This window comes from Ochrobactrum sp. CGA5 (genome assembly GCF_006345815.1).
Taxonomy (GTDB): Bacteria; Pseudomonadota; Alphaproteobacteria; order Rhizobiales; family Rhizobiaceae; genus Brucella.
This window is the reverse complement of record NZ_VCIG01000005.1, coordinates 314,332-336,249: the sequence shown is the minus strand read 5'-3', so window position 1 is coordinate 336,249 and position 21,918 is coordinate 314,332. Positions and strand designations below refer to the sequence as shown.

Below are 21,918 nucleotides of genomic sequence, written 5' to 3'. Positions count from 1 at the left end.
CCGAAAACTAGCATGATCGTACATTAAGTGCGGAATTAGGGCGTGTCCGTCGCGCGACAGTAAGGACTAAAATAAAGATTTCCGCGGATTACGGGCGTGGAATGTCGAAACTCATCTGGATTCATACCCCTAGTCGTTGTAACACGGCTCCGGATTAGGGTCCGCGAGGGTCCGCACGGGGCTAAAATCCCCAAGGTCACGCTGTTGCCGCATTTTCAAACCAGTGACGGTCTATCGCTGACTTTATATACAGAACGGGAACTATAGATCAGAGCGTTGAAAGGAACCTGTTGATCATGTCCAGCACGAAGACAATCGCTGCCGCATCTGCCATTGCTGGCGCGTTCGCCCTGCTTGCCTCCGCGACGATGCCTGCATCGGCGCAGCAGCCGCCACAGGGCTGGTTCAAGGTTTGTTCCAAGCAGGAAGACAATGACATCTGCAACACGCAGAACATCGTCACTGCGGATTCCGGCCAGCTCCTGACCGCCGTCAACCTCATCGAGATCAAAGGCAAGATCAACCGCAAGATCTTTCAGGTTACCGTTCCTATCGGACGTCTGATTCCTGCAGGTGTCGGCCTCCAGATCGACAACAACAAGCCGGTTAAGCTTGAATATGGCATCTGCTTCCCTGATCGTTGTATCGCCGAAGCTCCATTGACCGACGAGCTCATCAATGCGCTTAAGAAGGGCGGCAAGCTGACCCTGACCTCGGTCAACTATCAGAACAAGCCGAACCCGATTCCGGTTGCACTCACCGGATTCTCGAACGCACTGACTGGTCCGGCTCTCAAACAGTCGGAACTGGAAGAGCGCCAGAAGGAACTTCAGGACGCTGTCCAGAAGAAGCAAAAAGACTTTGAAGCCAAGATGAAGGCTGAACAGGATAAGGCAAAGGGTGCAGCCAACTAAGAAGGTTGTCTATCCTGTGTGTTATGAAAAAGGGACGCTTTGAGCGTCCCTTTTATTTTGAGTTATGACTTTAAAAGAAAGCTTCAACTTAGTTCGAATGCTGCGATTTTACGCGATAGGCACCGTTGTCCAGCCGATCGAACATTTCTGCGATCTGAGGGTGGCGCAGTGGCTCGCCGCTTAAATCCGGCACAAGGTTCTGCTCCGATACATAAGCCACATATTCGGAATCCGCATTTTCAGCCAGCAGATGATAGAAAGGTTGGTCGCGATGCGGGCGTGCTTCCTCTGGAATGGACTCGTACCATTCTTCCGTATTCGCAAATTCAGGATCCACGTCGAAAATGATTCCGCGGAAGGGGAATAACCGATGCTTGACGACCTGGCCGATTTGAAATTTCGCGTGCTTTATCTGTGTCATACCCATGCAACACTATGTAGTTCACCGCATGACAAATTAAAGTCGGCGGGAACCGGCAATTCTGTCAGTTTGATGTTTCGGATAATCTGAGCGCTATACTAGCTGGAATGTTTTCCGTCGCTCCGGTGTGGAAGGCTTGGCAGCTTCGGAAGCAAATGCGAGAAGCCGCTGCCAGGTCGAAGGCCCTCACGCATGAAGAATGCGCGCAGTGGCGCAAAAGAGCGAAGCATTTCCAACCCGACTCCACGCACAATTTGCGCCGGAAGCATGCCGGACAGAAGCGAACGATTGAGCGCGTCGACCGAGCCGGTACGGGCGAGAATGTCTGGGCGCCGTGCGCGGTCATAGGCGCGAATAACCCGATCCGACCCCGGATCGACAGGATCGCTTTCGATGGCCTTGACTAGCGTTTCGACATCGCGCGAACCGAGATTGAGGCCTTGTGCGCCAATCGGAGGAAATACATGCGCGGCTTCACCGATCAGGATGGTGCGTTTGGCGGCGAAAACATGAGGCACCAGGCCGGAAAGAGGCCAGGCCTGCGGCTTGATTTCGAGTTTGATCTTGCCAAGCATCGATTGCATCATTTCCTCGATGCGCTGAGCCAGCGTGATTTCGTCAAGCGCGAGAAGCGCTTCGGCGCGACCGGGATTGACCACCCATACCAGGCTCGAGCGTTTGCCTTTCAATGGCACTTGAGTGAACGGGCCTTCTTCGGTGTGGAATTCCGTCGAAATGTTTTCATGATCGACGCTATGCGAGAAGGAAAGCACAACTGCCGTCTGCGGGTAGCTCCAGCGGCGTGTGCGGATGCCTGCTGATTCACGTGCCATGGAATTGCGCCCATCCGCTGCCACGACCAGCCGTGTATGCAATGTGTCGCCGCCTGAAAGTGTGATGGTCACATGGTCGCCATTGTGACGATATTCGATGACGGATGCATTGATGCGCTGAATATTCGGATTGCGTGCTACGGCCTCCGCCAGTTTCTTGTTCAGGACGGCGTTTGGGATGTTGTAGCCGAATGCAATCTCGTCAATTTCACCGGCCCGGAACGTCACGACAGGACTTCTCACGAGCCGTCGTGTCGCGTCGATAATGCGCATGGAAGCAAGAGCTGCAGCTTCCGGTTCGATATCCGACCAAACGCCCAGTCCCTCCAGTAATCTTATGGCAGGCATCATGAGCGCCGTTGTTCTGCTATCACCCTTGTCGGTCTCCGGTCCGAGTAATACAGTGCGATAGCCTTTCGCGCCCAGTGCAAGCGCAGCCATCATGCCGGCAGGACCACTGCCGCTAATGACAATGTCGGTGAGAGGCTTGTTCACAACAAGATCGTTCATCGTGTTTCATCCTTGGTCCGGTATGCGGACCTCGTGACCGTTCGCTAGGTTTGTCGCATCCTCTGATGATTCCAGCCGGATGTGTTTGGCCCAACTTAAACCGAAGTGCAGCCAAAAGACCATTCTTCCGTGGGATTATGGCGGATTTACCTCGCAGCTTACTTGCTCTTTTGTGTTCTTTCAGGGAAAGCTGCTCGAGGTTCATGGCTTTTCCTAGGGGAGAAGCTATTCAACGATCTTGAGGGTTGGGGACGTTAGTTTGTTTGGTGTATGCGTTCCCCGTTTGATGAAATGTACTCGCTGCCTTGGGGGTTATCCTGCGCGGGATATGTGCGGCGACAAATTGAAATGGCGGACGGCGTGAAAACCAAACTGACCGGAAAACTCAAAGCCAAGAAAGTCACCGCGCCGCAAGCCAAAGCGTTTTCGGTTCATCTTCTGACTGCATCGGGTTCGTTTCTGGCCTTTCTTTCGATCGTGGCGGCCAGTGACGGGCGTTATACGGCAATGTGGTGGTGGTTGGGACTGGCGCTATTCGTCGATGGCATTGACGGTCCCATCGCGCGCAAGCTTGAGGTCAAATATATTCTGCCAAACTGGTCTGGCGAACTTCTCGACAACATCATCGACTATGTCACTTATGTTCTGATACCGGCCTTTGCGCTTTATCAAAGCGGTTTTATGGGGACGTATCTGTCATTCACCTCCGGTGCAATCATCGTGGTTTCGAGTGCCATTTATTATGCCGATACCGGCATGAAGACGAAGGAGAACTTCTTCAAGGGCTTCCCTGTCGTCTGGAACATGGTTGTCTTTACGCTGTTCATCGTCAAACCGGGGGAGTGGGTTGCCTTCGCAACTGTTGTCGTGTCGGCAATCCTTTCGTTCCTCCCGATCAACTTCCTGCATCCAGTGCGCGTTGTGCGCTTGCGACCGCTCAATCTGACGGTTTTCCTGCTCTGGTGTGCGTTTGGTGCGATAGCGCTTTACTATACTCTGGACGCGCCGTTATGGGTACGCGTCGGCATATCCGTGACGGGCCTCTACATCTACTTCATCGGAGCTGTCATGCAGTTCTTCCCGGGATTGGGACGAACTGCCACCGTCATCGCGGCTGAGAAAGCTGCAGCTGCAAAGAAGAGTGGAGATGCATGATGATCAATGCCATTCGCGTCCATCAGACTGGTGGGCCGGAAGTGATGAAGTATGAACGGATCGAGATAGGCGAACCCGGCCCGGGCGAGGCGAAAGTTCGTCACGAAGCCGTTGGCCTCAATTTCATAGACGTCTATTTTCGCACAGGACTTTACAAGGCGGCCCAGATGCCCTTCACGCCCGGCAACGAAGGCGCGGGTACGGTTGTTTCGGTTGGTCCAGGCGTTGAGGATGTCCGTGTCGGTGACCGTGTCGCCTATGTGGCCACGCCGGGGTCCTATTCAGACGAGCGCGTTCTGCCAGCCGACCGGCTGGTGAAAGTGCCGGATAATATCGATCTGAAAACCGCCGCCTCCATGATGCTGAAGGGCATGACGGCCCAATATCTTCTGCGGCGTACATTCAAGGTTGAGCCGGGGCAGACGATCCTGTTTCATGCTGCTGCCGGTGGTGTTGGGCTGATTGCTGGACAATGGGCGAAACATCTCGGCGCTACCGTTATCGGTACGGCGGGATCGGAAGAAAAGATCGCGCTGGCTAAAAAGCATGGCTACGACCATGTCATCAACTACCGCACTGAGGACTTTGCTGAAAGGGTGAAGGAACTGACCGACGGAGTGGGGGTCGATGTCGTCTATGATTCCGTTGGGCGCGATACCTATATGGGATCGTTGGACGTGCTGAAGCCGCTCGGCATGTTTGCATGCTTTGGTCAATCATCTGGTGTCATTCCTCCGTTTGATCTCGGCATTCTGGCACAAAAAGGCTCGCTCTTCGCCACGCGTCCCACGCTGTTCAATTATATTGCCAAGCGAGTGGACCTTGAAAAGACGGCCGCAGAGCTTTTCGATGTGGTCGGAAGTGGAGCGGTCAAGATCGAGATCAATCAGACCTATGCGCTCAAGGATGCGAGCAAAGCGCATGAGGACCTGGAGGCTCGCAAGACGACTGGAACCACGATTCTGCTTCCGTGATGAGGTCGACGATAGCAGCAATGTGCATATGTGCGTTGCTGCTTGCTTTTAGGCTTTTCAAGAGCAGACTTGCTGGATAAGGTCGCAAAAAAATACAATTGGGGAACAATGATAGCGCCTTTAACCGACCGGCCTCTTCTGGATGTCCGACGGCTCACGAAAGTATTTGGCCAGTTGCGGGCCTGCGATGGTGTCGATCTCACCATCGGGCACGGCGAAATTCACGCGCTTTTGGGTGAAAACGGCGCTGGAAAATCCACTTTTGTGAAAATGCTGTTCGGTGCGCTGCAACCTCTTGAAGGCGACATTGTCTGGAAAGGACAGCCGGTCGCAATAGACGAACCCGCTGTGGCAAGAAAACTCGGCATTGGCATGGTTTTTCAGCATTTTTCGCTGTTCGACTCGCTGACCGCCGCTGAGAATATCGCTTTGTCGCTCGATCGTTCGCTGGCGCTTTCAGATGTTGCAAAGCGTGCGCATGAAGTTGGCAAGACATATGGCCTTCCGGTTGATCCGCAAGCCCATGTTGGTGATCTGTCCGTGGGTGAACGCCAGCGTATTGAAATTGTGCGCTGCCTGCTTCAGGAACCCGACCTTATTATCTTGGATGAGCCAACGTCGGTTCTGACGCCACAGGAAGCTGACAAGCTGTTTGAAACGCTGGAGCGCCTGAAAGCCGAAGGCAAGTCGATCCTTTACATCAGTCATCGTCTTGAGGAAGTGAAGCGCCTCTGTGATCGCGCAACCGTGCTGCGGCATGGCAAAGTTGTCGCGCATTGCGATCCGCGTAAGGAAACTGCCGCATCGCTTGCCCGCATGATGGTCGGTAACGACATCAACGTCGTGGCGCGCAACCCCATTGCGGCTATCGATGTCGGTAATGATGCGCTTTTTGAAATCAGGTCACTCTCTCAACCGCCGCGCGGACCATTTTCGACGGCGTTGAAGGATATTTCCCTTTCGGTGATGGCTGGCGAAGTGATTGGCATCGCCGGGGTTGCTGGCAATGGTCAGGGCGAATTTTTTGAAGCTGTCTCCGGTGAAGTACTGCAATCAAATCCATCGGATGTGCGTATTCGCGGAAAGGATGCAGGCAAGGCCGGTATTACTGAAAGGCGCATGATGGGGGCAGCCTTCGTGCCCGAGGAGCGGCTCGGTCACGGTGCTGTTCCGAATATGACGCTGACCGACAATCTGTTTTTGTCGCGATACAAGACCGACGCGAAAATGTTCCTGCGCGGCGGCAAGATCAAGCTGATAGCAGAGAGTGCGCTTCAGTTGGCCGCAAAACGCATCATTGAACGGATGGACGTGCGCAAGAGCGCTGAAAATCCGCCTGCATCTGCGCTTTCTGGAGGCAACCTGCAGAAATTCATCATCGGGCGCGAGCTCGACCGCTCACCGTTGGTTATGGTTGTGAACCAGCCAACATGGGGCGTCGACGCTGGTGCCGCAGCCCACATCCGGCAGGCACTTGTCGATCTAGCGCGTTCCGGTTCCGCGGTTCTCGTTATCAGTCAGGACCTTGATGAACTTCTTGAAATCAGTGACCGCATTGCCGTGATGAACCATGGCCTGCTTTCCGAGCCAATGCCAATTGCCGATGTAACACTGGAAAAGATCGGGCTTCTGATGGGTGGTATATCTGGCGAGACGGGGGCTTTATGATGCGGATCGAACTCGTCAAACGCCCGCAGCCGTCGAGACTTTTCAGTGCTTTGTCGCCGTTGCTCGCACTGTCGCTGACGCTGATTTTCGGCGGATTAGCTTTCGCGCTGATGGGCAAGGACCCATTGCATGCACTGTACGTCTTCTTTGTCGAGCCTTTGTTTGACATCTGGTCATGGCATGAATTGCTCGTGAAAGCCGCGCCGCTGATCCTGATCGCGGTCGGCCTGTGCGTCTGTTTTCTGTCCAACAACTGGAATATCGGTGCCGAGGGACAGTTCATCGCCGGTGCCATAACGGGATCGATTCTGCCCGTCATGTTCCCCGATCTGCAGTCATGGGTGGTGCTACCCTTGATGATGCTGATGGGAATGGCTGGCGGCGCATTATATGCGTCCATTCCGGCTTTGCTGAAAGTACGTTTCAATACGAACGAAATCCTGACCAGCCTCATGCTTGTCTACGTTGCGCAGCTATTCCTCGACTGGCTGGTGCGCGGGCCGTGGCGCAACCCCGAAGGCTATAACTTCCCGGAGACCCGTCAATTCAATGATAGTGCTATTCTGCCTGAAATCTGGAGCGCATCCGGCCGTGCGCATTGGGGTTTTATTTTTGCGCTTGTTGCGGCGGTTGTCGTCTGGTTCCTGCTCAAGCAAACATTGAAGGGCTTCGAGGTCAAAGTGATCGGCCAAAGTCCGAGGGCAGGGCGTTTTGCGGGTTTCAGTGCAGGCAAGATGGTGTTCTTCGTCTTTGCGGTTTCCGGTGCTCTTGCCGGTCTCGCAGGCGTCGCCGAGACCTCCGGTGCCATCGGCCAGCTTCGTCCGGTCATATCTCCGGGCTACGGTTTTACGGCGATCATCGTCGCGTTTCTGGGGCGGCTCAATCCGCTTGGAGCGATAGCCGCCGGTCTGGTGCTGGCGCTTTCATATCTTGGCGGTGAAGCCGCACAGGTTTCTATCGGCATTTCCGAAAAATCTGCGCGCGTGTTTCAAGGCATGATCCTGTTCTTCGTTCTCGCTTGCGATACACTTATCCTTTATCGCATTCGCTTCGCATCCGGTCGCCAAGCGGGAAAGGTCTGATCCGATGGATTTGACGCAGGCTATTCTTCTCACGATTGCAACAGCGGCGACGCCGCTCCTGATTGCAGCCATTGGCGAGCTTGTCGTGGAACGCTCCGGCGTGCTCAATCTCGGTGTCGAAGGCATGATGCTGATGGGAGCCGTATCCGGCTTTGCCATTGCACAGATGACCGGTTCGGCCTGGCTGGGTTTGTTTGCCGCCGTTCTGGTCGGTGCGATTTTCTCTGCTGTTTTCGGCTTTCTGACACTGATACTTGTTACCAACCAGGTGGCCACCGGGCTGGCGCTGACGATTCTTGGCGTCGGAGCATCGGCTTTGCTTGGCGAAAGCTTTGTCGGGCTTCCCGGCGTCCGGCTTGAAGCCATCTATATTCCCTATCTCACGGATCTGCCGTTTGTCGGGCGTTTCCTGTTCGGTCAGGACCCGATATTCTATCTGTCCATTCTGCTGGTTGTCGGCGTGGCCTGGTTTCTGTTCGGCACACGCGCCGGTCTGACTTTGCGTGCCATCGGCGACAGCCATGGCTCGGCCCATGCGCTCGGCGTGCATGTGGTGCGCACCCGCTATCTTGCAGTGTTGTTCGGCGGCGCTTGCGCAGGTCTTGCCGGAGCGCAATTGTCGCTGGTTTACGTGCCGCAATGGGTGGAGAATATGACGGCGGGACGCGGCTGGATTGCACTTGCTCTTGTGGTTTTTGCCTCATGGCGGCCATGGCGGGTGCTGATCGGCGCTTATCTCTTTGGCGCGGTGACCATTGGTCAGCTCCATGCGCAGGCGCTTGGTTTTGGCCTGCCATCGCAGTTTCTGTCCGCGTTGCCTTATCTTGCGACGATCGTGGTGCTGGTGATCATCTCACGCAACAAACGCCTTACGATGATGAATACGCCGGCGTCGCTCGGCAAGCCGTTTGTGCCGGACCGGTGAAGAACGGCTGAGGGTTAAATGAAAGCCATCCCAGGGGGTTTCATTTTGGATAGTGGTAAAACAAGGAGTGTAGGGAACATGAAAAAGACGCTTATGGCGATTGCCACTGCAGCCAGCTTTATGCTTGGCGGTGCGGCGCACGCCGAAGAAAAACTCAAAATCGGTTTCATCTATATCGGACCTCCGGGCGATTTTGGCTGGACTTACCAGCACGATCAGGCCCGCAAGGAACTGGTTGAGGCGCTTGGTGACAAGGTCGAAACTACTTTTCTGGAAAGCGTGCCAGAAGGCGCCGATGCCGAACGCTCCATTGAACGTTTGGCACGCGCTGGCAGCAAGCTGATCTTCACAACTTCGTTCGGCTATATGGACCCGACTCTCAAGGTTGCCAAGAAATTCCCGGACGTGAAGTTTGAACATGCGACCGGCTACAAAACCGCTGACAACATGTCCGCCTACAATGCGCGCTTCTATGAAGGCCGTTATGTGCAGGGCGTGATCGCTGCCAAGATGTCGACCAAGGGCGTCGCCGGTTACATCGCATCCGTGCCGGTCCCGGAAGTTGTGCAGGGTATCAACGCATTCATGCTCGGCGCACAGTCGATCAATCCTGACTTCAAGGTTAAGGTGATCTGGGTCAATTCCTGGTTCGATCCAGGCAAGGAAGCCGATGCAGCCAAGGCTCTGATTGATCAGGGCGTAGACATCATCACCCAGCATACCGATTCAACTGCGGCCATTCAGGTGGCACATGATCGTGGCATCAAGGCTTTCGGTCAGGCTTCAGACATGATCAAGTTCGCGCCAGACACACAGCTTACCGCTGTCGTGGACGAATGGGGTCCGTATTATATCGATCGCGCCAAGGCCGCTCTCGATGGCACGTGGAAAAGCCAGAACATCTGGTGGGGTATGAAGGAAGGCCTCGTGAAGATGGCGCCTTATACCAATATGCCGGATGACGTGAAGAAGTTGGCCGAAGAAACTGAAGCCAAGATCAAGTCGGGCGAACTGAAGCCTTTCACCGGCCCGATCAAGAAACAGGACGGCTCCGTCTGGCTCAAGGACGGCGAACAGGCTGACGACAAGACCCTGCTGGGCCTCAATTTCTACGTCGCTGGCGTGGACGACAAGCTGCCGCAGTAAGTTTCTCCATACTGAAACTGAAACAGAAAAGGGCGCTCAAGGCGCCCTTTTTGTTACAATATATTGAAATCGCCAATTAAAGCGATAGCTTAAGTCCCTCGTGACTATCCGTGAAACCCAGCGACTGATAGAAACGCAGTGCGTCGGAACGCGACTTATCCGTCGTCAGTTGTACGAGACCACAACCGCGTTCACGGCATTGCTCGATTGCCCACACGATCATCTGGCGACCTATTCCGCTGCCACGAATGTGGCTTGCTATCCGCACGCTTTCGATCTGTCCGCGCCACATCCCCATCCGCGACAGGCCGGGTATGAAGCTAATTTGCATGCAGCCGATGATCTCGTCACCATCTTCAACGACAGCCAGAAGCTGATTGGGATCAGCATCGATTGCTGCAAAGGCGCTTTGATAGGATTCCCGCAAGGGGAAGCTTGTGTCCTCGCGTTGCGCGCCGAGTGCATCATCCGCGAGCATGGCGACGATCGCCGCTACGTCAGCCAAGGCGGCTTCTCTGATCGATATGTCAGCTTCGGCTGTCATCAGACCGCGATGCCGTGCAGATCATAAGCATCGCTCGCCTCGATCTTCACGGTCACGATGTCGCCGACACGAAGGGGGCGACGCGACTGGATGTGAACACTGCCGTCGATTTCCGGGGCATCGTAACGCGTGCGCCCCTTGCCTATCGTGCCGTTTGCTTCATCGATGATCACTGGCAGGCGTTTACCGACCTTTTTCTTGAGGAGATTGGTCGAAATCTGCTGCTGTTTGGCCATGAAACGATGCCAGCGGGCTTCCTTGATTTCGTCTGGAACCTGTTCAAGACCCAGATCGTTGGCTTTCGCCCCCTTGACCGGCTCATATTTGAAGCAGCCGGCACGCTCAATCTTGGCTTCATCGAGCCAGTCGAGAAGCATCTGGAAATCTTCTTCCGTTTCACCAGGATAGCCGACGATGAACGTGGATCGCACCGCCAGATCCGGGCAGGTTTCACGCCATGCTTGAATACGGCGCGAGGTCTTTTCCTGATGAGCTGGACGGCGCATGTTCTTCAAAACCGCCGGTGAAGCGTGCTGGAAAGGAATGTCGAGATAAGGCAGAATCTTGCCTTCCGCCATCAATGGAATGACTTCATCAACATGCGGGTATGGGTATACGTAGTGCATACGCACCCACACGCCCATGTCACCCAGTTCACGAGAGAGGTCGAGAAACTTGGTGCGAACTGTGCGGTCCTGCCACATGGCTTCCTGATATTTGTTATCGAGACCGTAGGCGCTCGTATCCTGCGAGATGACGAGTATTTCCTTTACGCCTGCATTGACCAGTTTTTCTGCCTCACGCAGCACTTGATCGATGGGGCGCGATACCAGATCGCCGCGCAATGCCGGAATGATGCAGAAGGAGCAGCGGTTTGAACAGCCTTCGGAGATCTTGAGATAGGCGTAGTGGCGGGGTGTAAGCTTGACCCCTTGTGGTGGCACCAGGTCAACAAACGGATCATGTGCGGGAGGCACTGCTTCGTGCACCGCGCTCATGACGCTTTCATAAGCCTGGGGGCCAGTGATCGCCAGCACGTTCGGATGACGCTGCCGGATGACATCGGGTTCTGCACCGAGGCAGCCGGTCACGATAACCTTACCGTTTTCGTTAAGAGCAAGGCCAATTGCATCCAGCGATTCATCACGTGCGGAATCGAGAAAACCGCAAGTATTGACGATGACCAAATCGGCACCGTCATGCTTGCGGGAAATTTCATAGCCCTCGGAGCGAAGGCTGGTGATTATACGTTCGGAATCGACCAGCGCTTTTGGGCAGCCAAGAGAAACAAAACTGACGCGCGGTGCGCTCATTGGGAGAACCTTGCAAATATCGGAGATTGGGCGCGCAATATCACGTTAAAGGGGCAACGGTAAAGTTGAGATGATAAAAAAAGCCGGAGCACAAGCCCCGGCTTCATTTGGTTTACTGTGATTGGCTTACTCAGCCTGATCGGCTGGGGCCGCATTGAGCTGGCCATAACGCTCTTCGCCAATCTTGGCGAGAAGGTCGAGCTGGGTTTCGAGGAAATCGATGTGACCTTCCTCATCCGCCAGAAGCTCATCGAAAAGCTGCTTGGAAACGTAGTCGCCCAGCTCGTCGCAGATTTCGCGGGACTTCTTGTAGGAAGCGCGTGCGTCGTATTCTCCTGCAAGATCGGCTTCCAAGACTTCCTTGACGTTCTGGCCGATGCGCAGCGGAGCCACGGTCTGCAGGTTCGGGTGGCCTTCGAGGAAAATAATGCGGTCAATCAGCTTGTCGGCATGATGCATTTCTTCGATGGACTCTTCACGTTCCTTCTTTGCAAGACGCGTGAAACCCCAGTCGTTGAGGAGGCGGTAGTGAAGCCAGTACTGGTTCACAGCGCCAAGCTCGAGAAACAATGCCTCGTTAAGCCGCTCGATGACCTTTGGTTCGCCTTTCATTCCATGAACTCCCGAATTTGTCGCGTAAAGAACGTACACGATCCATGAACTGGACCACGTTTTCGTCCATTTGGTTGTGACGAAGATGATACTCTTCAGTCACCCTTATGATCGTTTCCACGACGTTTGGGAAGCAGCCACAGCAACGGCCGCGCTTGGACATGGCATTATAGACGGTACCGGGAACGATAAGTTGCCAGCAATCCTCATCGAGAAGCTCTATAACAACAGCCTCGATGTCTTTATCGGTAATAACGTTGCAGCTACAGACTAGCATGAGAAAGTATCTCCCAGGTCTGCGAGGCGCAAATCGGACACGAAATGCGCAGAATGGAAGGATTTTACCAGCTCAATGTGCTTTTCAACTGTGCTGCCAGCTTGAAAATCTGGCGGATTAACTTCATCTTTGGCGCGAGGCCGAACTGAACCGGTCAATGGTCCCTCCAACTGCAAGGGTTAAAGGCCCGAACATTAAAGGCATTACTTAGCGGCGTTCATAAAACCCGCCAATTTAAGTCAGGTTATGACTGGTTGAGCTCGGTTCTGTCAATTTTTATGTTTTTGAAATGTTCTAAAAATCAATAAGTTAGAATCATTCTAAATATGAGTTAACTACCCATCTTTAAACGATAATCGGTATTCCGTAGTTGCCATGACAGCGTATGAATGACGTTGTCATGGCTGAATGCGCTATTTCGCCGCACCTTGTGTATGGACGTTTCTGCTGTGTGTCAGGAAGCAAGAACGGAGCTGAAGCCTTCGAATTGAGGAGGTCCGAGATAGAGCGGTTTGTTGCCTCCGGCATTGCGATGCGCATCACGAAACTGTTCAGACTTGGTCCATGCGACGAAATCTTCGCGATTGCGCCAGACCGTGTGCGAAGCATAAAGCGTGTAGCCTTCCTCATCGTTGGTCGCACCGCGCAAAAGGTGAAAGCTTTCGAAACCTGGAAGTTCAGACAATTTGGAGTCACGGTTTTTCCAGACGGTTTCAAAGTCGGCTTCGCTGCCGACGCGAACCTTGAAGCGATTCATGGCTATGAACATTGCTCATCCTTTTCCATCAGGTTTGGGATTGGCTACTTTATACAACTTCCGGCGGGTACAGCGGTAGCGGCTGCACCCGCCGTGTCACATCTCGGTATTAGAAAGCCGCTGCGGTCAGGTTGGTCGGCCTTCAAACATGTGACAATCGTGAATGAGAGGCGATAAGGCCACTCAGATATTTAGAACTGGAACTGTGTCGAGACGAGGAACGTACGTCCGCGACCAGATCCATAGGTGCTGAGGGCAGGGGTATATTCCTTATCGGCGATATTGAGCACCTGAAGTGAAAGATCAACCGTATCGGTGAACTTGTACTTCGCAAAGACGTCGACCAGTGTATAGGGATCGGTATCATTTCCGGTTATGCTTCTGCCGCTGGAAACGTGCTGGACCCGCAGACCGCTTTCCAGCTTGCGTTCGAAGAAGCGCGCACCGGCCGTAACCGTTACGACATCTTCCGGCAGATATTGGTTTGCACCGAGCCCTGCCGTCTGTTCGGGGAGTTCTGAGGTGGAATGCGTATAAGCAATGCCACCAAAGGCGAAGCCGGCATCATAACGCGCGTCAAGTTCGAAGCCTTTCACATCGGAAGTACCATCGACATTGACGAACTGGCTGTTCGTGCTCGATGCCGTGATATAGTCCTCAACACGCATCATGTAGTAGTTGGCTTTGATACGCAGGCCATCTTCCGCGGTAATTATGCCGTCGCGCGCGATGTTGACGCCGAATTCCCATCCACGCTGCTTTTCAGGGCGTAGATTCGGATTGCCGCGCAAACCTGTAGTACCCGCATGCGCCACACCACCGAGGAATGTTTCCTGCAGGCTTGGCGAACGCATTGAATGCGCATAGGTGATGTAAGGTTGCAGCCAGTCAGTCACGTTATAGGCTACGGTGACTTTCGGGCTCAGTTCACCATCGCTGTTAGAAATAGAACTGTCTTCGCTCTCAAGCTTGAAATAATCGTAGCGAAGACCGGTGACGACCTGCAAGGCTTGATAATTCCAGGTAGCTTCCGAGAAAACCGCTCCACGATTAGAGTTGGCGTCCGTCGGGTTGACCCCGGTAATGTTCCCCCCCGCATTGTCGCGATTAATTTCAAAGCCATTCTTCCACGCAACCGCTACGTCGCCAAAGGTGAAGCGTGATGTGTTAGAAGCGGTCAAGCCCGTAGTATCGGTTGAAATCTGACGCCCAACATAGCTGCCATTGCCGTCCACCCAGTTCTGCAAGGTGCTGTTGCGGTAGAGGTTGACATCGATACCAATGAGATCGTTGTCGGACGGGTTATAATTATACTGTGCGAAGAAGGTGCGGTTCTGCAGAGACATATCGTAGATGGTGTATGTTCCCGGTCGGTAACCATTCGCATATGTACCATAATGGTTGTTGTAGAGCACACCGCCAAGGGTTAGTTTCTGGTCTTCACCAAGACCGAATTCGGCTTTGAACAGGCCAGACGTCAGTTCCTCGCCAGACTTCTCCACGGTTACGCCGTCGCCGTTTTTGTAATCATTGGAATCGTGACGGCTGATTGCCGCAACAATCCCGATGGAGCTGACGCGGGCGGCACCTGCCAGCATTTCAGAGAAACCGGTTCCATTGCTGCCCCAGGAAGCGCGACCGAGAACGCCCTTGTCTTTACCATCAAGAATGACGTCATCGACGCCGAGTGTACGGAAATTGACGCTGCCTGCTAGACCGGTTCCGCCTTCGGTTGTCACTGCGCCGCGTGCCACGTCGATTTCAGATAACAGGTTCGGATCGATATAGGCATAGCCCTGCGCATCGTGCGCGGTGTTGCGATAGCTCTGCGGTACGCCGTCGATCATCATGTTGACGCGGCCAGAGCCTTCGAAACCACGAATATTGACCGCGACACCCGGATTGGAAGCATTTTGAAGGGTGAATACACCAGCCGTGCCACGCAACACGTCATCAAGCTTCGCGCCGCCAAAGCGATTGATGTCTTCGCGGTCAACCTTGCCGACTGGTGCCGCAACGGCGGTCAGCGCTTGTGCATCTGCTGCCCGGCGAATGGTGATCGTCTTCAACGCTACGCCAGCTTCCTCTTCAGAGCCTTTCTGTTCCTGCGCAAAAGCTTGTGACGTCATTGCCGCCAGAATGACAGCAAGCCCTGTGCTTGACAGAAAAGACCATTTGTGAACCCCACCAGTCGCCCGCATTTCCAATTTTTCCTTCATGACCCAGACACGCTTCGTCGACCCAGCGGATGACGAAGAAACCAAAAAATTCAATTGTTTATGACTTCCTCCTCGAGAGAAGGCCGTGTGCTGGCTGGGAAGACAGTTTCTTCCGGGCTTGCGCTGGAAAAGCAAGATTTAAACTTGACTCGATTATTCCAGTAATGCAGTGATTAATAAACATGACTATTGATGTCAACAAAACAAATTTGCTGTCATCACCGTGTGGAAAGTCGATGCTGAGGCGAGAAAATGAACAGGCGAATCCATATCGACATGCAGGTTCGGTTGCCGCGCGGACCCGTTTCCGAAAGAACCGGGAATCGTATTCCTGAAAGCCAGCTCAGCGGCGGTTCAAGCGGGTTTGGTACGGCTCAGATAAAACCCAGGTTTGGTGACGGTGCGCTTGAGCCGCAACTGAAAACCTATGGCAGCCGCGAACTCTTCGACGGCTCCCGAGAAGTGGGCATAGAGCATGGCGGCTCGCTCTATCGCCTTAAGATCACCCGCCAAGGCAAGCTCATCCTAAACAAGTAGGCGACCAACAGATGACGACTCATTCCAAGCCCTCCCCAGAGCAGATTCTCAAGGCACGGGCTGATAATCCAAAAATGCGTGAACGTGACTTTGCGCAGAGCCTCGGGATATCAGAAGCCGATTTTGTAGCCGCACACTGCGGACAAGATGCAGCGGTGCCGATTTCGGCGAGGCGTGTTCGCGCCGATGTCGAAACGCTGTTGAACCGTATTGGGGCCGTCGGTGAAATCATGGCGCTGACGCGCAATGAGAGTGTTGTCCATGAGAAGATCGGACCTTTCGAAAAGACGATCTGGGGACCGCATGCCTCGCTGGCACTGGGCAAGGAAATAGATCTTCGCATTTTTCCCAAGCATTGGGTTCACGGTTTTGCGGTTTCCAAGCAGGACGGCGAAGCAAAGCGCCGCAGCCTGCAGTTCTTTGACGCCACGGGCGAAGCGGTCTTCAAGATTCATCTGCGTCCGGCTTCCAACGTTGAAGCTTACGAAGCGCTCGTCAGCGATTTGCTGCTGGAAGACCAGTCACCGTTCATTGAGACCAGCGCTCTTGCGCCAAAGGGGCCGAAGGCCGACATATCGCTTCTTGATATCGACGCATTCCGCGAACGTTGGGGCGCTCTCACCGATGTGCATCAGTTTGTCGGTCTGCTGAAAGATTTCGGTGTGGATCGCCATCAGGCGGTGCATCTTGCCGGTCATAATTTCGCATGGCGTGTTGATACCTCTTCTGTCGAAGCCATGATGAACCAGGCCGTGCAGGAGAAGCTGCCGATCATGTGCTTTGTTGGCAGCCGCGGCTGCATCCAGATCCATACGGGTCCAATCCTCGAGATCAAAATGATGGGCCCGTGGCTGAACGTACTGGACCCTACGTTCCATATGCACCTGCGCGTCGATCACATTGCCGATGTCTGGGTTGTGCGCAAGCCCACAAAAGACGGTCACGTGACATCGCTGGAAGCCTACGATGCGAGAGGGGAACTGATCGTTCAGTTCTTCGGCGAGCGCCATGAAGGTGAAGTAGAGTTGGCCGACTGGCGCATGATTGCGGAAAATCTTCCGCGCCTACCGCAGTCGTCTGCTGCATAAGGTGAGGACAATGTCGATCATTTCCTCACGCTTCAGGCGTGGAGCCGCACTGGCTGCCATCGTATTGTCGATGGCGGTTGCCGGTGCCGTTCACGCTGATACTGTTGATCATTTCGATGATACGTCGCGCATTGTTTCCGTTGGCGGCTCCCTTACGGAAATCGTCTACGCCCTTGGTGCAGAAGAAATGCTCGTCGCGCGTGATCAGACGAGTGTATATCCTGACGCGGTAAAGAAGCTGCCGGATATCGGTTATATGCGCCAGCTTGCACCGGAAGGTGTGCTCTCGGTTAACCCGACCGGCATCCTGCTCCTCGAAGGCAGCGGTCCGCAGGATATGCTCGATGTTTTGAAAAAAGCATCGGTACCGATGATTGTCGTGCCGGAAACCTATACCGGCGAAAGCGTCGCGAAGAAAATTGAGATCGTGGGCAAGGCTCTCGGTCTGGAAGACAAGGCCAGGGCGCTCGCCGCTGACGTTTGGCGGGATATCTCCGTCGCTGAAAAAGCAGCGGCCGCCCACGGTTCGCGCAAACGAGTGCTTTTCGTGCTATCCGCTCCCGGCGGGCGTATGATGGCATCGGGGGCAGGCACTGCGGCCAATGGCATGATCGAGCTTGCCGGTGGCCAGAATGTTGTCACCGAGTATCATGGATACAAGCAGCTTACCGACGAAGCTATCGAAAAGGCCGCGCCGGACATGATCCTTATAATGGATACAGGTGCGGACGGATTGACGCCGGAATCGCTTTTGAAGAATCCTGTTATCGCTGCAACGCCGGCTGGCCGCGACAAGAATGTCGTATCAATGGAAGCAACCTACCTGTTGGGATTTGGACCGAGGACAGGCGCTGCCATTCGCGACCTGTCGACAAAACTCTACGGCGCTCCCTCAGCACAATAACATGATCGGGTTTGCCTGTTCGAAGAACACGCAACCCCGATTGCAAGGAATAATTGAAATGACCAGCCAAGGTGGCTTAGCGCGAGAACAGCGCTTTGCAGCGTGCAATTCAGATAATGAAATCATCACCTTAGATGGTGACAAGGGAGACCGCGCGGCACGTGCACGGTTTGCCATCATATTGCTCGCAGTTGCTTTATGCATTGCGACTTTGTTCAGCCTGACAGCGGGTGCTTCGGATGCGTCGGTATTGTCGGTTCTGCGTGCTCTGATGTCTTCGGGTGTAACCGAAGGCGCGGATGCCTTTCGCCGCGATCATTTGATTATCATGGAAATCCGTCTCCCGCGTATCGTCATGGGCATGCTTATTGGGGCAGGTCTAGCCGTCTCCGGGGCTGTGATGCAGGGTCTGTTTCGCAATCCGTTGGCAGATCCGGCGCTTGTCGGCGTGTCTGCCGGCGCCGGTCTTGGCGCTGTATCAATGATTGTGCTGGGGGGTACCTTTCTTGCACCCGTCATTGCGGTTCTCGGTGTTTATGCGCTGCCTCTGGCCGCATTTACGGGTGGGCTCGCCAGCACTTTGCTGCTCTATCGGGTTGCGACCCGTCGCGGGCGCACCTCCGTTGCAACCATGCTGCTCGCTGGTATCGCGCTTGGCGCCTTGGCGGGTGCGGCGACTGGCGCGCTCATCTATCTGGCCGATGACCGGCAGTTGCGGGATCTGACATTCTGGGGCCTTGGTTCACTTGCTGGTTCTACCTGGGCAAAGATTGGCGCTGCGGGGCCGGTAATCGCTATTATTCTGGTGGTTTCGCCGTTGCTTGCCCGTGGCCTCAACGCGCTGGCGCTCGGTGAGGCTGCCGCTGGCCATCTTGGCATCCAGGTACAGCGCATCAAAAACATAGCCATTATTACCGTGGCAGCGGCTACCGGTGCCACGGTGGCGGTTGCCGGCGGGATCGGCTTTATCGGCATTGTTGTGCCGCACATGTTACGCCTCAGTATCGGCCCAGATCACCGCTATCTCCTTCCAGCATCGGCTCTTTTGGGCGCTACGCTTCTGCTTCTCGCGGATGCGGTAAGCCGCACGATTGTGGCTCCGGCAGAATTACCGATCGGCATCATCACCGCGCTTTTCGGCGCGCCGTTCTTCCTCTGGATATTGCTGCGCCAGCGCGGCTTGCTTGATCTGTGAGGCTATCATGATTGAAACAAAGGCATTGGGTGTGAGCCTGTCGGGCAAGATCATCATCAGCGACATCGCCTTTTCCGCGAACCCGGGCCAGGTGACTGCGATCGTCGGCCCGAATGGTTCCGGCAAGACCACACTGTTACGCGCCCTTTCCGGCGACATCGCTTACAAGGGAACCGCCTATCTGGATGGTCAGTCCTTCGCTGAAATCAAGCCTTGGCAGATGGCAGCGCGCCGGGCGGTGCTTCCACAGGCAAGCGCCCTGTCGTTTCCCTTCACTGTTCGTGAGATCGTGAAAATCGGTCTTACTGGTGGCTATAGTGGCATTTCTCGCGATGAAGAGAAACACCTGCCTGATCTCGCTCTGCAAAGGGTCGACTTGGCAGGTTTCGGCGGTCGGCTTTATCAGGAGCTTTCCGGGGGAGAACAGCAGCGGGTCCAACTTGCTCGTGTTCTTTGTCAGGTCTGGAAGCCGGTGGTGGATGGGAAGGCGCGCTATCTGTTTCTGGACGAGCCGATTTCAAGCCTCGATATCCGTCACCAAATCATGGTGATGGAAATTGCGAAGGACTTTGCGGCGTGGGGCGGCGGGGTGATCGCTATCCTGCATGATCTCAACCTGACTGCCATGTTCGCCGACCGTATTGCGGTCATGAACAGGGGCAAGCTCGATGTGATCGGCACACCGCGCGAAGCACTGACTGACGAACGGCTCGAACGTGTCTATGAATGCACGTTGCGGGTAGGGGTTCCGCCGGAAAAGGGTGTCCCTTTCGTATTGCCGCAGTCTGCTTATCGCTCTGCCGCAGAATAAAAAAGGCCCGGCTTAACGCCGGACCTTTTCGGTTCAAATATTGCGGTGGACTATCAGCTCGCCACGCGCTCTTCTTCCATTTCATCGAGACCAAGCAGATGCCGCACATTCGGGCGCGCCTTGACGAGGTCTGCAATGCTGTACTTCATCAGCACGCCGAAGAAGGCATTTAGCGCTTCACGCAGCGCAGAATTCAGCGCGCAACTGTCGACCAGCGGGCATTCGGTGGCGTCATTTTCAAAACACTCGGCCATCGCGAAGTTTTCTTCGGTCACACGCACAACATCGAACAGCGAAATGTCCTGTGCCGCACGTCCGAGGCGTACGCCACCGTTGCGACCACGTACAGTTTCAACAAGTCCGTGCTCGACGAGCGGTTGCAGAATCTTAAACAAAAACAGCTCAGAAACGCCGTAGGCGCGCGCAATTTCTGGAATGCGGCTGAGCTTTCCGTCATTGGCGGCGCAGTACATGAGCATACGAACGGCATAATTCGTCTGGCGGGTAAGACGCATCACTGTTCCTTTCAGCACGTCCCGGAGCATTTGCATGCCTCAATCCAGAGGATGCGATACTCCAATTCTTGAGTTCGCAATTCCAAACCGAAAACGGCCCATCCCTGTTACGGAATTGCTCCAAAATTCTGGTCTTGTCGCATTTGCAATCCGGAAAGGTTCAAGGCTCAATCGGATTATGCGCTAAAACGGGCACTCGTATCTTAACCCACTTTAGAATCATTCTTAAAATATATGAAGTCTTTTCTCACCTTTAAAGGGGAAAAGTTGTCAACGGTATCAATTAACTGCGATTTCCTACCTGATGGCTACAAACGTCCATCTCGGCCTACTGGCAGACATCTATCCACTGAGCACTGACCAACTCAGCCATTTTGTGCGGAGCGATGCGTACGGCGCTGTTCGTGGCCCCTGCTGCAGGTACAACTTCTTCGAAACTTTTCAGCGATACATCACAGTAAACGGGCAGGGCGCTGGGCAGACCGAACGGACAAACGCCTCCGACTGGATGACTGGTTTCGGCAAGAACGGTTTCCGCATCCAGCATGCGTGGCTTGGTTCCGAACTGATCCTTGAACTTGCGATTGTCGATACGCGCGTCGCCACGGGTCACAATAAGTATCGTCTGGTCCTTGGCCGAAAAGGACAGTGTCTTGGCGATCTGTCCCGGTTCTACACCGTGCGCTTCTGCCGCGAGAACAACGGTGGCGGTGCTCGTTGGCAGTTCGATCACTTCGATTTCAGGCGCTTTGGTCGCAAAAAATGCTTTTACGGAATCCAGACTCATAGCTTCCCATCTTATTATTTTGATTTTTATACTCAAGTTTAGGCCGCAATATTGAAAAGGGCAAGTCCGGTCGCTTTCTTTCGGCATTTTCGCAATGAATTTATATCAGGTGAAAGTTCTAATCCGCAACAATGCAGAAAGACGATGAGAAAAAGGCGGGCAGGAGGCGCGCATAACACGGGGCGCGAGCTGCCATGTTACGCGCAGGTTTTGGGGCCGCTCTCAGAGTTCAACCGGACGGCCTGAAGCTTCTTCTTCCAATGTTATGGCCACATCGGCATTGGCAGAGAGCCTTACCTTGTCGCCTTCGACATCGGCGACAAAGCCGAGTTCGATATAGTGATGATGGTTGCTGTGCAGGCCTGAATTGTCGGTCTTCTTCAGCTTGATGCGGTTGTCTTCAATGCGGTCGACTGTGCCGACATGCACACCGTCAGCGCCGATGACTTCCATATCTTCCTGGATTTTGTGCTGCATGGGGATTCCTCCGTGTTGGCCTGGCCGAATTGGTAATCTGGAATAGAGGCCGCATATGAGAAGTTAGTGCGCTTCTAGCGACCGGCCATAGCCACCATACTGAAAGTTGTATTCCGAGAGGCTGGATCAAACGCTCTTGATCGCGATCGAATGTTTGTTTCGTTCTCTGTTGTTCAGAATGCTGACAAATGGAACAGTGCACGTTGACGCCACAAGAAAAACTGCTAAGAAGTCACTCGCTGAGCGATTGGGCG

Annotated in this window: 23 protein-coding genes; 12 read left to right on the top strand and 11 right to left on the bottom strand. The window is 54.3% G+C overall.

The annotated features are described in order from the left end of the window. The first annotated feature begins 296 nt into the window (after window positions 1–296). Window positions 297–914, top strand: coding sequence for an invasion associated locus B family protein (locus FJQ48_RS06285; protein WP_139974334.1), 618 nt, complete (start codon window positions 297–299; stop codon window positions 912–914). An 88-nt stretch (window positions 915–1,002) separates the two neighbouring features. On the opposite strand, the gene hspQ is transcribed toward FJQ48_RS06285, so the two are convergent. Further along, complete coding sequence (hspQ, locus tag FJQ48_RS06280) at window positions 1,003–1,341, bottom strand: heat shock protein HspQ (RefSeq protein WP_139974333.1); 339 nt, start codon at window positions 1,339–1,341, stop codon at window positions 1,003–1,005. A gap of 92 nt (window positions 1,342–1,433) precedes the next feature. Continuing rightward, window positions 1,434–2,678, bottom strand: coding sequence for a UbiH/UbiF family hydroxylase (locus FJQ48_RS06275; RefSeq protein WP_139974332.1), 1,245 nt, complete (start codon window positions 2,676–2,678; stop codon window positions 1,434–1,436). A 348-nt stretch (window positions 2,679–3,026) separates the two neighbouring features. Here FJQ48_RS06275 and pcsA point away from each other — a divergent pair, with 348 nt between their 5' ends. The 6 genes from pcsA to FJQ48_RS06245 all read left to right on the top strand — a co-directional run bounded on the left by pcsA (window position 3,027) and on the right by FJQ48_RS06245 (window position 9,628). After that, a complete protein-coding gene (pcsA, locus tag FJQ48_RS06270) occupies window positions 3,027–3,833 on the top strand; it encodes a phosphatidylcholine synthase (protein ID WP_139974331.1) in 807 nt (268 codons plus the stop codon). Next, window positions 3,833–4,807 carry a quinone oxidoreductase gene (locus tag FJQ48_RS06265; RefSeq protein ID WP_139974617.1) on the top strand — a complete coding sequence of 325 codons (975 nt, stop codon included), beginning with the start codon at window positions 3,833–3,835 and terminating at the stop codon, window positions 4,805–4,807. Before pcsA ends, FJQ48_RS06265 begins: the two co-directional genes overlap by 1 nt. A 108-nt stretch (window positions 4,808–4,915) precedes the next feature. Further along, window positions 4,916–6,475, top strand: a complete 1,560-nt coding sequence (locus FJQ48_RS06260) for an ABC transporter ATP-binding protein (RefSeq protein ID WP_139974330.1) — start codon at window positions 4,916–4,918, stop codon at window positions 6,473–6,475. Further along, the gene (locus FJQ48_RS06255; RefSeq protein WP_139974616.1) at window positions 6,475–7,557 is read left to right on the top strand and encodes an ABC transporter permease; all 1,083 of its coding nucleotides are present in this window, start codon (window positions 6,475–6,477) and stop codon (window positions 7,555–7,557) included. The genes FJQ48_RS06260 and FJQ48_RS06255 overlap by 1 nt, the downstream gene beginning before the upstream one ends. A 4-nt stretch (window positions 7,558–7,561) precedes the next feature. Then, window positions 7,562–8,482 carry an ABC transporter permease gene (locus FJQ48_RS06250; protein ID WP_139974329.1) on the top strand — a complete coding sequence of 307 codons (921 nt, stop codon included), beginning with the start codon at window positions 7,562–7,564 and terminating at the stop codon, window positions 8,480–8,482. A gap of 78 nt (window positions 8,483–8,560) precedes the next feature. Next, window positions 8,561–9,628, top strand: coding sequence for a BMP family ABC transporter substrate-binding protein (locus tag FJQ48_RS06245; RefSeq protein WP_139974328.1), 1,068 nt, complete (start codon window positions 8,561–8,563; stop codon window positions 9,626–9,628). A 76-nt stretch (window positions 9,629–9,704) separates the two neighbouring features. Here the strand turns inward: FJQ48_RS06245 and FJQ48_RS06240 are convergent, their stop codons facing one another. The 6 genes from FJQ48_RS06240 to FJQ48_RS06215 form a co-directional block, all read right to left on the bottom strand. Continuing rightward, complete coding sequence (locus FJQ48_RS06240; RefSeq protein ID WP_139974327.1) at window positions 9,705–10,172, bottom strand: GNAT family N-acetyltransferase; 468 nt, start codon at window positions 10,170–10,172, stop codon at window positions 9,705–9,707. Continuing rightward, window positions 10,172–11,485 (bottom strand): 30S ribosomal protein S12 methylthiotransferase RimO, encoded by a 1,314-nt coding sequence (rimO, locus tag FJQ48_RS06235; protein WP_139974326.1) that lies wholly within the window; start codon window positions 11,483–11,485, stop codon window positions 10,172–10,174. The genes FJQ48_RS06240 and rimO overlap by 1 nt, the downstream gene beginning before the upstream one ends. A 126-nt stretch (window positions 11,486–11,611) precedes the next feature. Then, the gene (gene bfr / locus FJQ48_RS06230; protein ID WP_010658824.1) at window positions 11,612–12,097 is read right to left on the bottom strand and encodes a bacterioferritin; all 486 of its coding nucleotides are present in this window, start codon (window positions 12,095–12,097) and stop codon (window positions 11,612–11,614) included. Continuing rightward, window positions 12,063–12,374, bottom strand: a complete 312-nt coding sequence (locus FJQ48_RS06225; RefSeq protein WP_139974325.1) for a (2Fe-2S)-binding protein — start codon at window positions 12,372–12,374, stop codon at window positions 12,063–12,065. Before FJQ48_RS06225 ends, bfr begins: the two co-directional genes overlap by 35 nt. A 454-nt stretch (window positions 12,375–12,828) precedes the next feature. Further along, the gene (locus FJQ48_RS06220) at window positions 12,829–13,143 is read right to left on the bottom strand and encodes an antibiotic biosynthesis monooxygenase (RefSeq protein ID WP_139974324.1); all 315 of its coding nucleotides are present in this window, start codon (window positions 13,141–13,143) and stop codon (window positions 12,829–12,831) included. Window positions 13,144–13,322: 179 nt separating this feature from the next. Beyond that, a complete protein-coding gene (locus FJQ48_RS06215; protein WP_139974323.1) occupies window positions 13,323–15,350 on the bottom strand; it encodes a TonB-dependent receptor in 2,028 nt (675 codons plus the stop codon). A gap of 252 nt (window positions 15,351–15,602) precedes the next feature. On the opposite strand from FJQ48_RS06215, the gene FJQ48_RS06210 reads away from it, so the two are divergent. From FJQ48_RS06210 to FJQ48_RS06190, 5 genes are read left to right on the top strand one after another with little or no spacing between them, the layout of a single operon-like run. Continuing rightward, window positions 15,603–15,887: a hemin uptake protein HemP gene (locus FJQ48_RS06210; protein WP_139974322.1), complete on the top strand. Its 285-nt coding sequence runs from the start codon at window positions 15,603–15,605 to the stop codon at window positions 15,885–15,887. 11 nt (window positions 15,888–15,898) lie between these two features. After that, window positions 15,899–16,975 (top strand): ChuX/HutX family heme-like substrate-binding protein, encoded by a 1,077-nt coding sequence (locus FJQ48_RS06205; RefSeq protein WP_139974321.1) that lies wholly within the window; start codon window positions 15,899–15,901, stop codon window positions 16,973–16,975. A 10-nt stretch (window positions 16,976–16,985) separates the two neighbouring features. Further along, the gene (locus FJQ48_RS06200) at window positions 16,986–17,879 is read left to right on the top strand and encodes an ABC transporter substrate-binding protein (RefSeq protein WP_139974320.1); all 894 of its coding nucleotides are present in this window, start codon (window positions 16,986–16,988) and stop codon (window positions 17,877–17,879) included. A gap of 58 nt (window positions 17,880–17,937) precedes the next feature. Further along, window positions 17,938–19,074 (top strand): iron ABC transporter permease, encoded by a 1,137-nt coding sequence (locus tag FJQ48_RS06195; protein WP_139974319.1) that lies wholly within the window; start codon window positions 17,938–17,940, stop codon window positions 19,072–19,074. A gap of 7 nt (window positions 19,075–19,081) precedes the next feature. Further along, on the top strand, window positions 19,082–19,885 hold the full coding sequence (locus FJQ48_RS06190; RefSeq protein WP_139974318.1) for a heme ABC transporter ATP-binding protein: 804 nt from the start codon (window positions 19,082–19,084) through the stop codon (window positions 19,883–19,885). A 53-nt stretch (window positions 19,886–19,938) separates the two neighbouring features. Here FJQ48_RS06190 and rirA read toward each other — a convergent pair whose 3' ends face one another. The 3 genes from rirA to FJQ48_RS06175 all read right to left on the bottom strand — a co-directional run bounded on the left by rirA (window position 19,939) and on the right by FJQ48_RS06175 (window position 21,664). Continuing rightward, a complete protein-coding gene (rirA, locus tag FJQ48_RS06185) occupies window positions 19,939–20,400 on the bottom strand; it encodes an iron-responsive transcriptional regulator RirA (RefSeq protein WP_061345356.1) in 462 nt (153 codons plus the stop codon). A gap of 328 nt (window positions 20,401–20,728) precedes the next feature. Beyond that, window positions 20,729–21,187, bottom strand: coding sequence for a YbaK/EbsC family protein (locus tag FJQ48_RS06180; RefSeq protein WP_139974317.1), 459 nt, complete (start codon window positions 21,185–21,187; stop codon window positions 20,729–20,731). Between the two features lie 222 nt (window positions 21,188–21,409). Continuing rightward, window positions 21,410–21,664 carry a DUF2171 domain-containing protein gene (locus tag FJQ48_RS06175; RefSeq protein WP_139974316.1) on the bottom strand — a complete coding sequence of 85 codons (255 nt, stop codon included), beginning with the start codon at window positions 21,662–21,664 and terminating at the stop codon, window positions 21,410–21,412. Window positions 21,665–21,918 lie beyond the last annotated feature (254 nt).

Bases quoted from the DNA above. Each gene is read 5' to 3' on its own strand.
- FJQ48_RS06265 (WP_139974617.1), top strand. From the start codon at position 3,833: ATGATCAATGCCATTCGCGTCCATCAGACTGGTGGGCCGGAAGTGATG.
- FJQ48_RS06200 (WP_139974320.1), top strand. From the start codon at position 16,986: ATGTCGATCATTTCCTCACGCTTCAGGCGTGGAGCCGCACTGGCTGCC.
- FJQ48_RS06190 (WP_139974318.1), top strand. From the start codon at position 19,082: ATGATTGAAACAAAGGCATTGGGTGTGAGCCTGTCGGGCAAGATCATC.
- FJQ48_RS06250 (WP_139974329.1), top strand. From the start codon at position 7,562: ATGGATTTGACGCAGGCTATTCTTCTCACGATTGCAACAGCGGCGACG.
- rirA (WP_061345356.1), bottom strand. From the start codon at position 20,400: ATGCGTCTTACCCGCCAGACGAATTATGCCGTTCGTATGCTCATGTAC.
- FJQ48_RS06210 (WP_139974322.1), top strand. From the start codon at position 15,603: ATGAACAGGCGAATCCATATCGACATGCAGGTTCGGTTGCCGCGCGGA.
- FJQ48_RS06175 (WP_139974316.1), bottom strand. From the start codon at position 21,664: ATGCAGCACAAAATCCAGGAAGATATGGAAGTCATCGGCGCTGACGGT.
- FJQ48_RS06180 (WP_139974317.1), bottom strand. From the start codon at position 21,187: ATGAGTCTGGATTCCGTAAAAGCATTTTTTGCGACCAAAGCGCCTGAA.
- FJQ48_RS06255 (WP_139974616.1), top strand. From the start codon at position 6,475: ATGCGGATCGAACTCGTCAAACGCCCGCAGCCGTCGAGACTTTTCAGT.
- FJQ48_RS06220 (WP_139974324.1), bottom strand. From the start codon at position 13,143: ATGTTCATAGCCATGAATCGCTTCAAGGTTCGCGTCGGCAGCGAAGCC.
- FJQ48_RS06215 (WP_139974323.1), bottom strand. From the start codon at position 15,350: ATGAAGGAAAAATTGGAAATGCGGGCGACTGGTGGGGTTCACAAATGG.
- pcsA (WP_139974331.1), top strand. From the start codon at position 3,027: ATGGCGGACGGCGTGAAAACCAAACTGACCGGAAAACTCAAAGCCAAG.
- bfr (WP_010658824.1), bottom strand. From the start codon at position 12,097: ATGAAAGGCGAACCAAAGGTCATCGAGCGGCTTAACGAGGCATTGTTT.
- FJQ48_RS06240 (WP_139974327.1), bottom strand. From the start codon at position 10,172: ATGACAGCCGAAGCTGACATATCGATCAGAGAAGCCGCCTTGGCTGAC.
- FJQ48_RS06260 (WP_139974330.1), top strand. From the start codon at position 4,916: ATGATAGCGCCTTTAACCGACCGGCCTCTTCTGGATGTCCGACGGCTC.
- FJQ48_RS06245 (WP_139974328.1), top strand. From the start codon at position 8,561: ATGAAAAAGACGCTTATGGCGATTGCCACTGCAGCCAGCTTTATGCTT.
- FJQ48_RS06205 (WP_139974321.1), top strand. From the start codon at position 15,899: ATGACGACTCATTCCAAGCCCTCCCCAGAGCAGATTCTCAAGGCACGG.
- FJQ48_RS06275 (WP_139974332.1), bottom strand. From the start codon at position 2,678: ATGAACGATCTTGTTGTGAACAAGCCTCTCACCGACATTGTCATTAGC.
- rimO (WP_139974326.1), bottom strand. From the start codon at position 11,485: ATGAGCGCACCGCGCGTCAGTTTTGTTTCTCTTGGCTGCCCAAAAGCG.
- FJQ48_RS06285 (WP_139974334.1), top strand. From the start codon at position 297: ATGTCCAGCACGAAGACAATCGCTGCCGCATCTGCCATTGCTGGCGCG.
- FJQ48_RS06195 (WP_139974319.1), top strand. From the start codon at position 17,938: ATGACCAGCCAAGGTGGCTTAGCGCGAGAACAGCGCTTTGCAGCGTGC.
- hspQ (WP_139974333.1), bottom strand. From the start codon at position 1,341: ATGGGTATGACACAGATAAAGCACGCGAAATTTCAAATCGGCCAGGTC.
- FJQ48_RS06225 (WP_139974325.1), bottom strand. From the start codon at position 12,374: ATGCTAGTCTGTAGCTGCAACGTTATTACCGATAAAGACATCGAGGCT.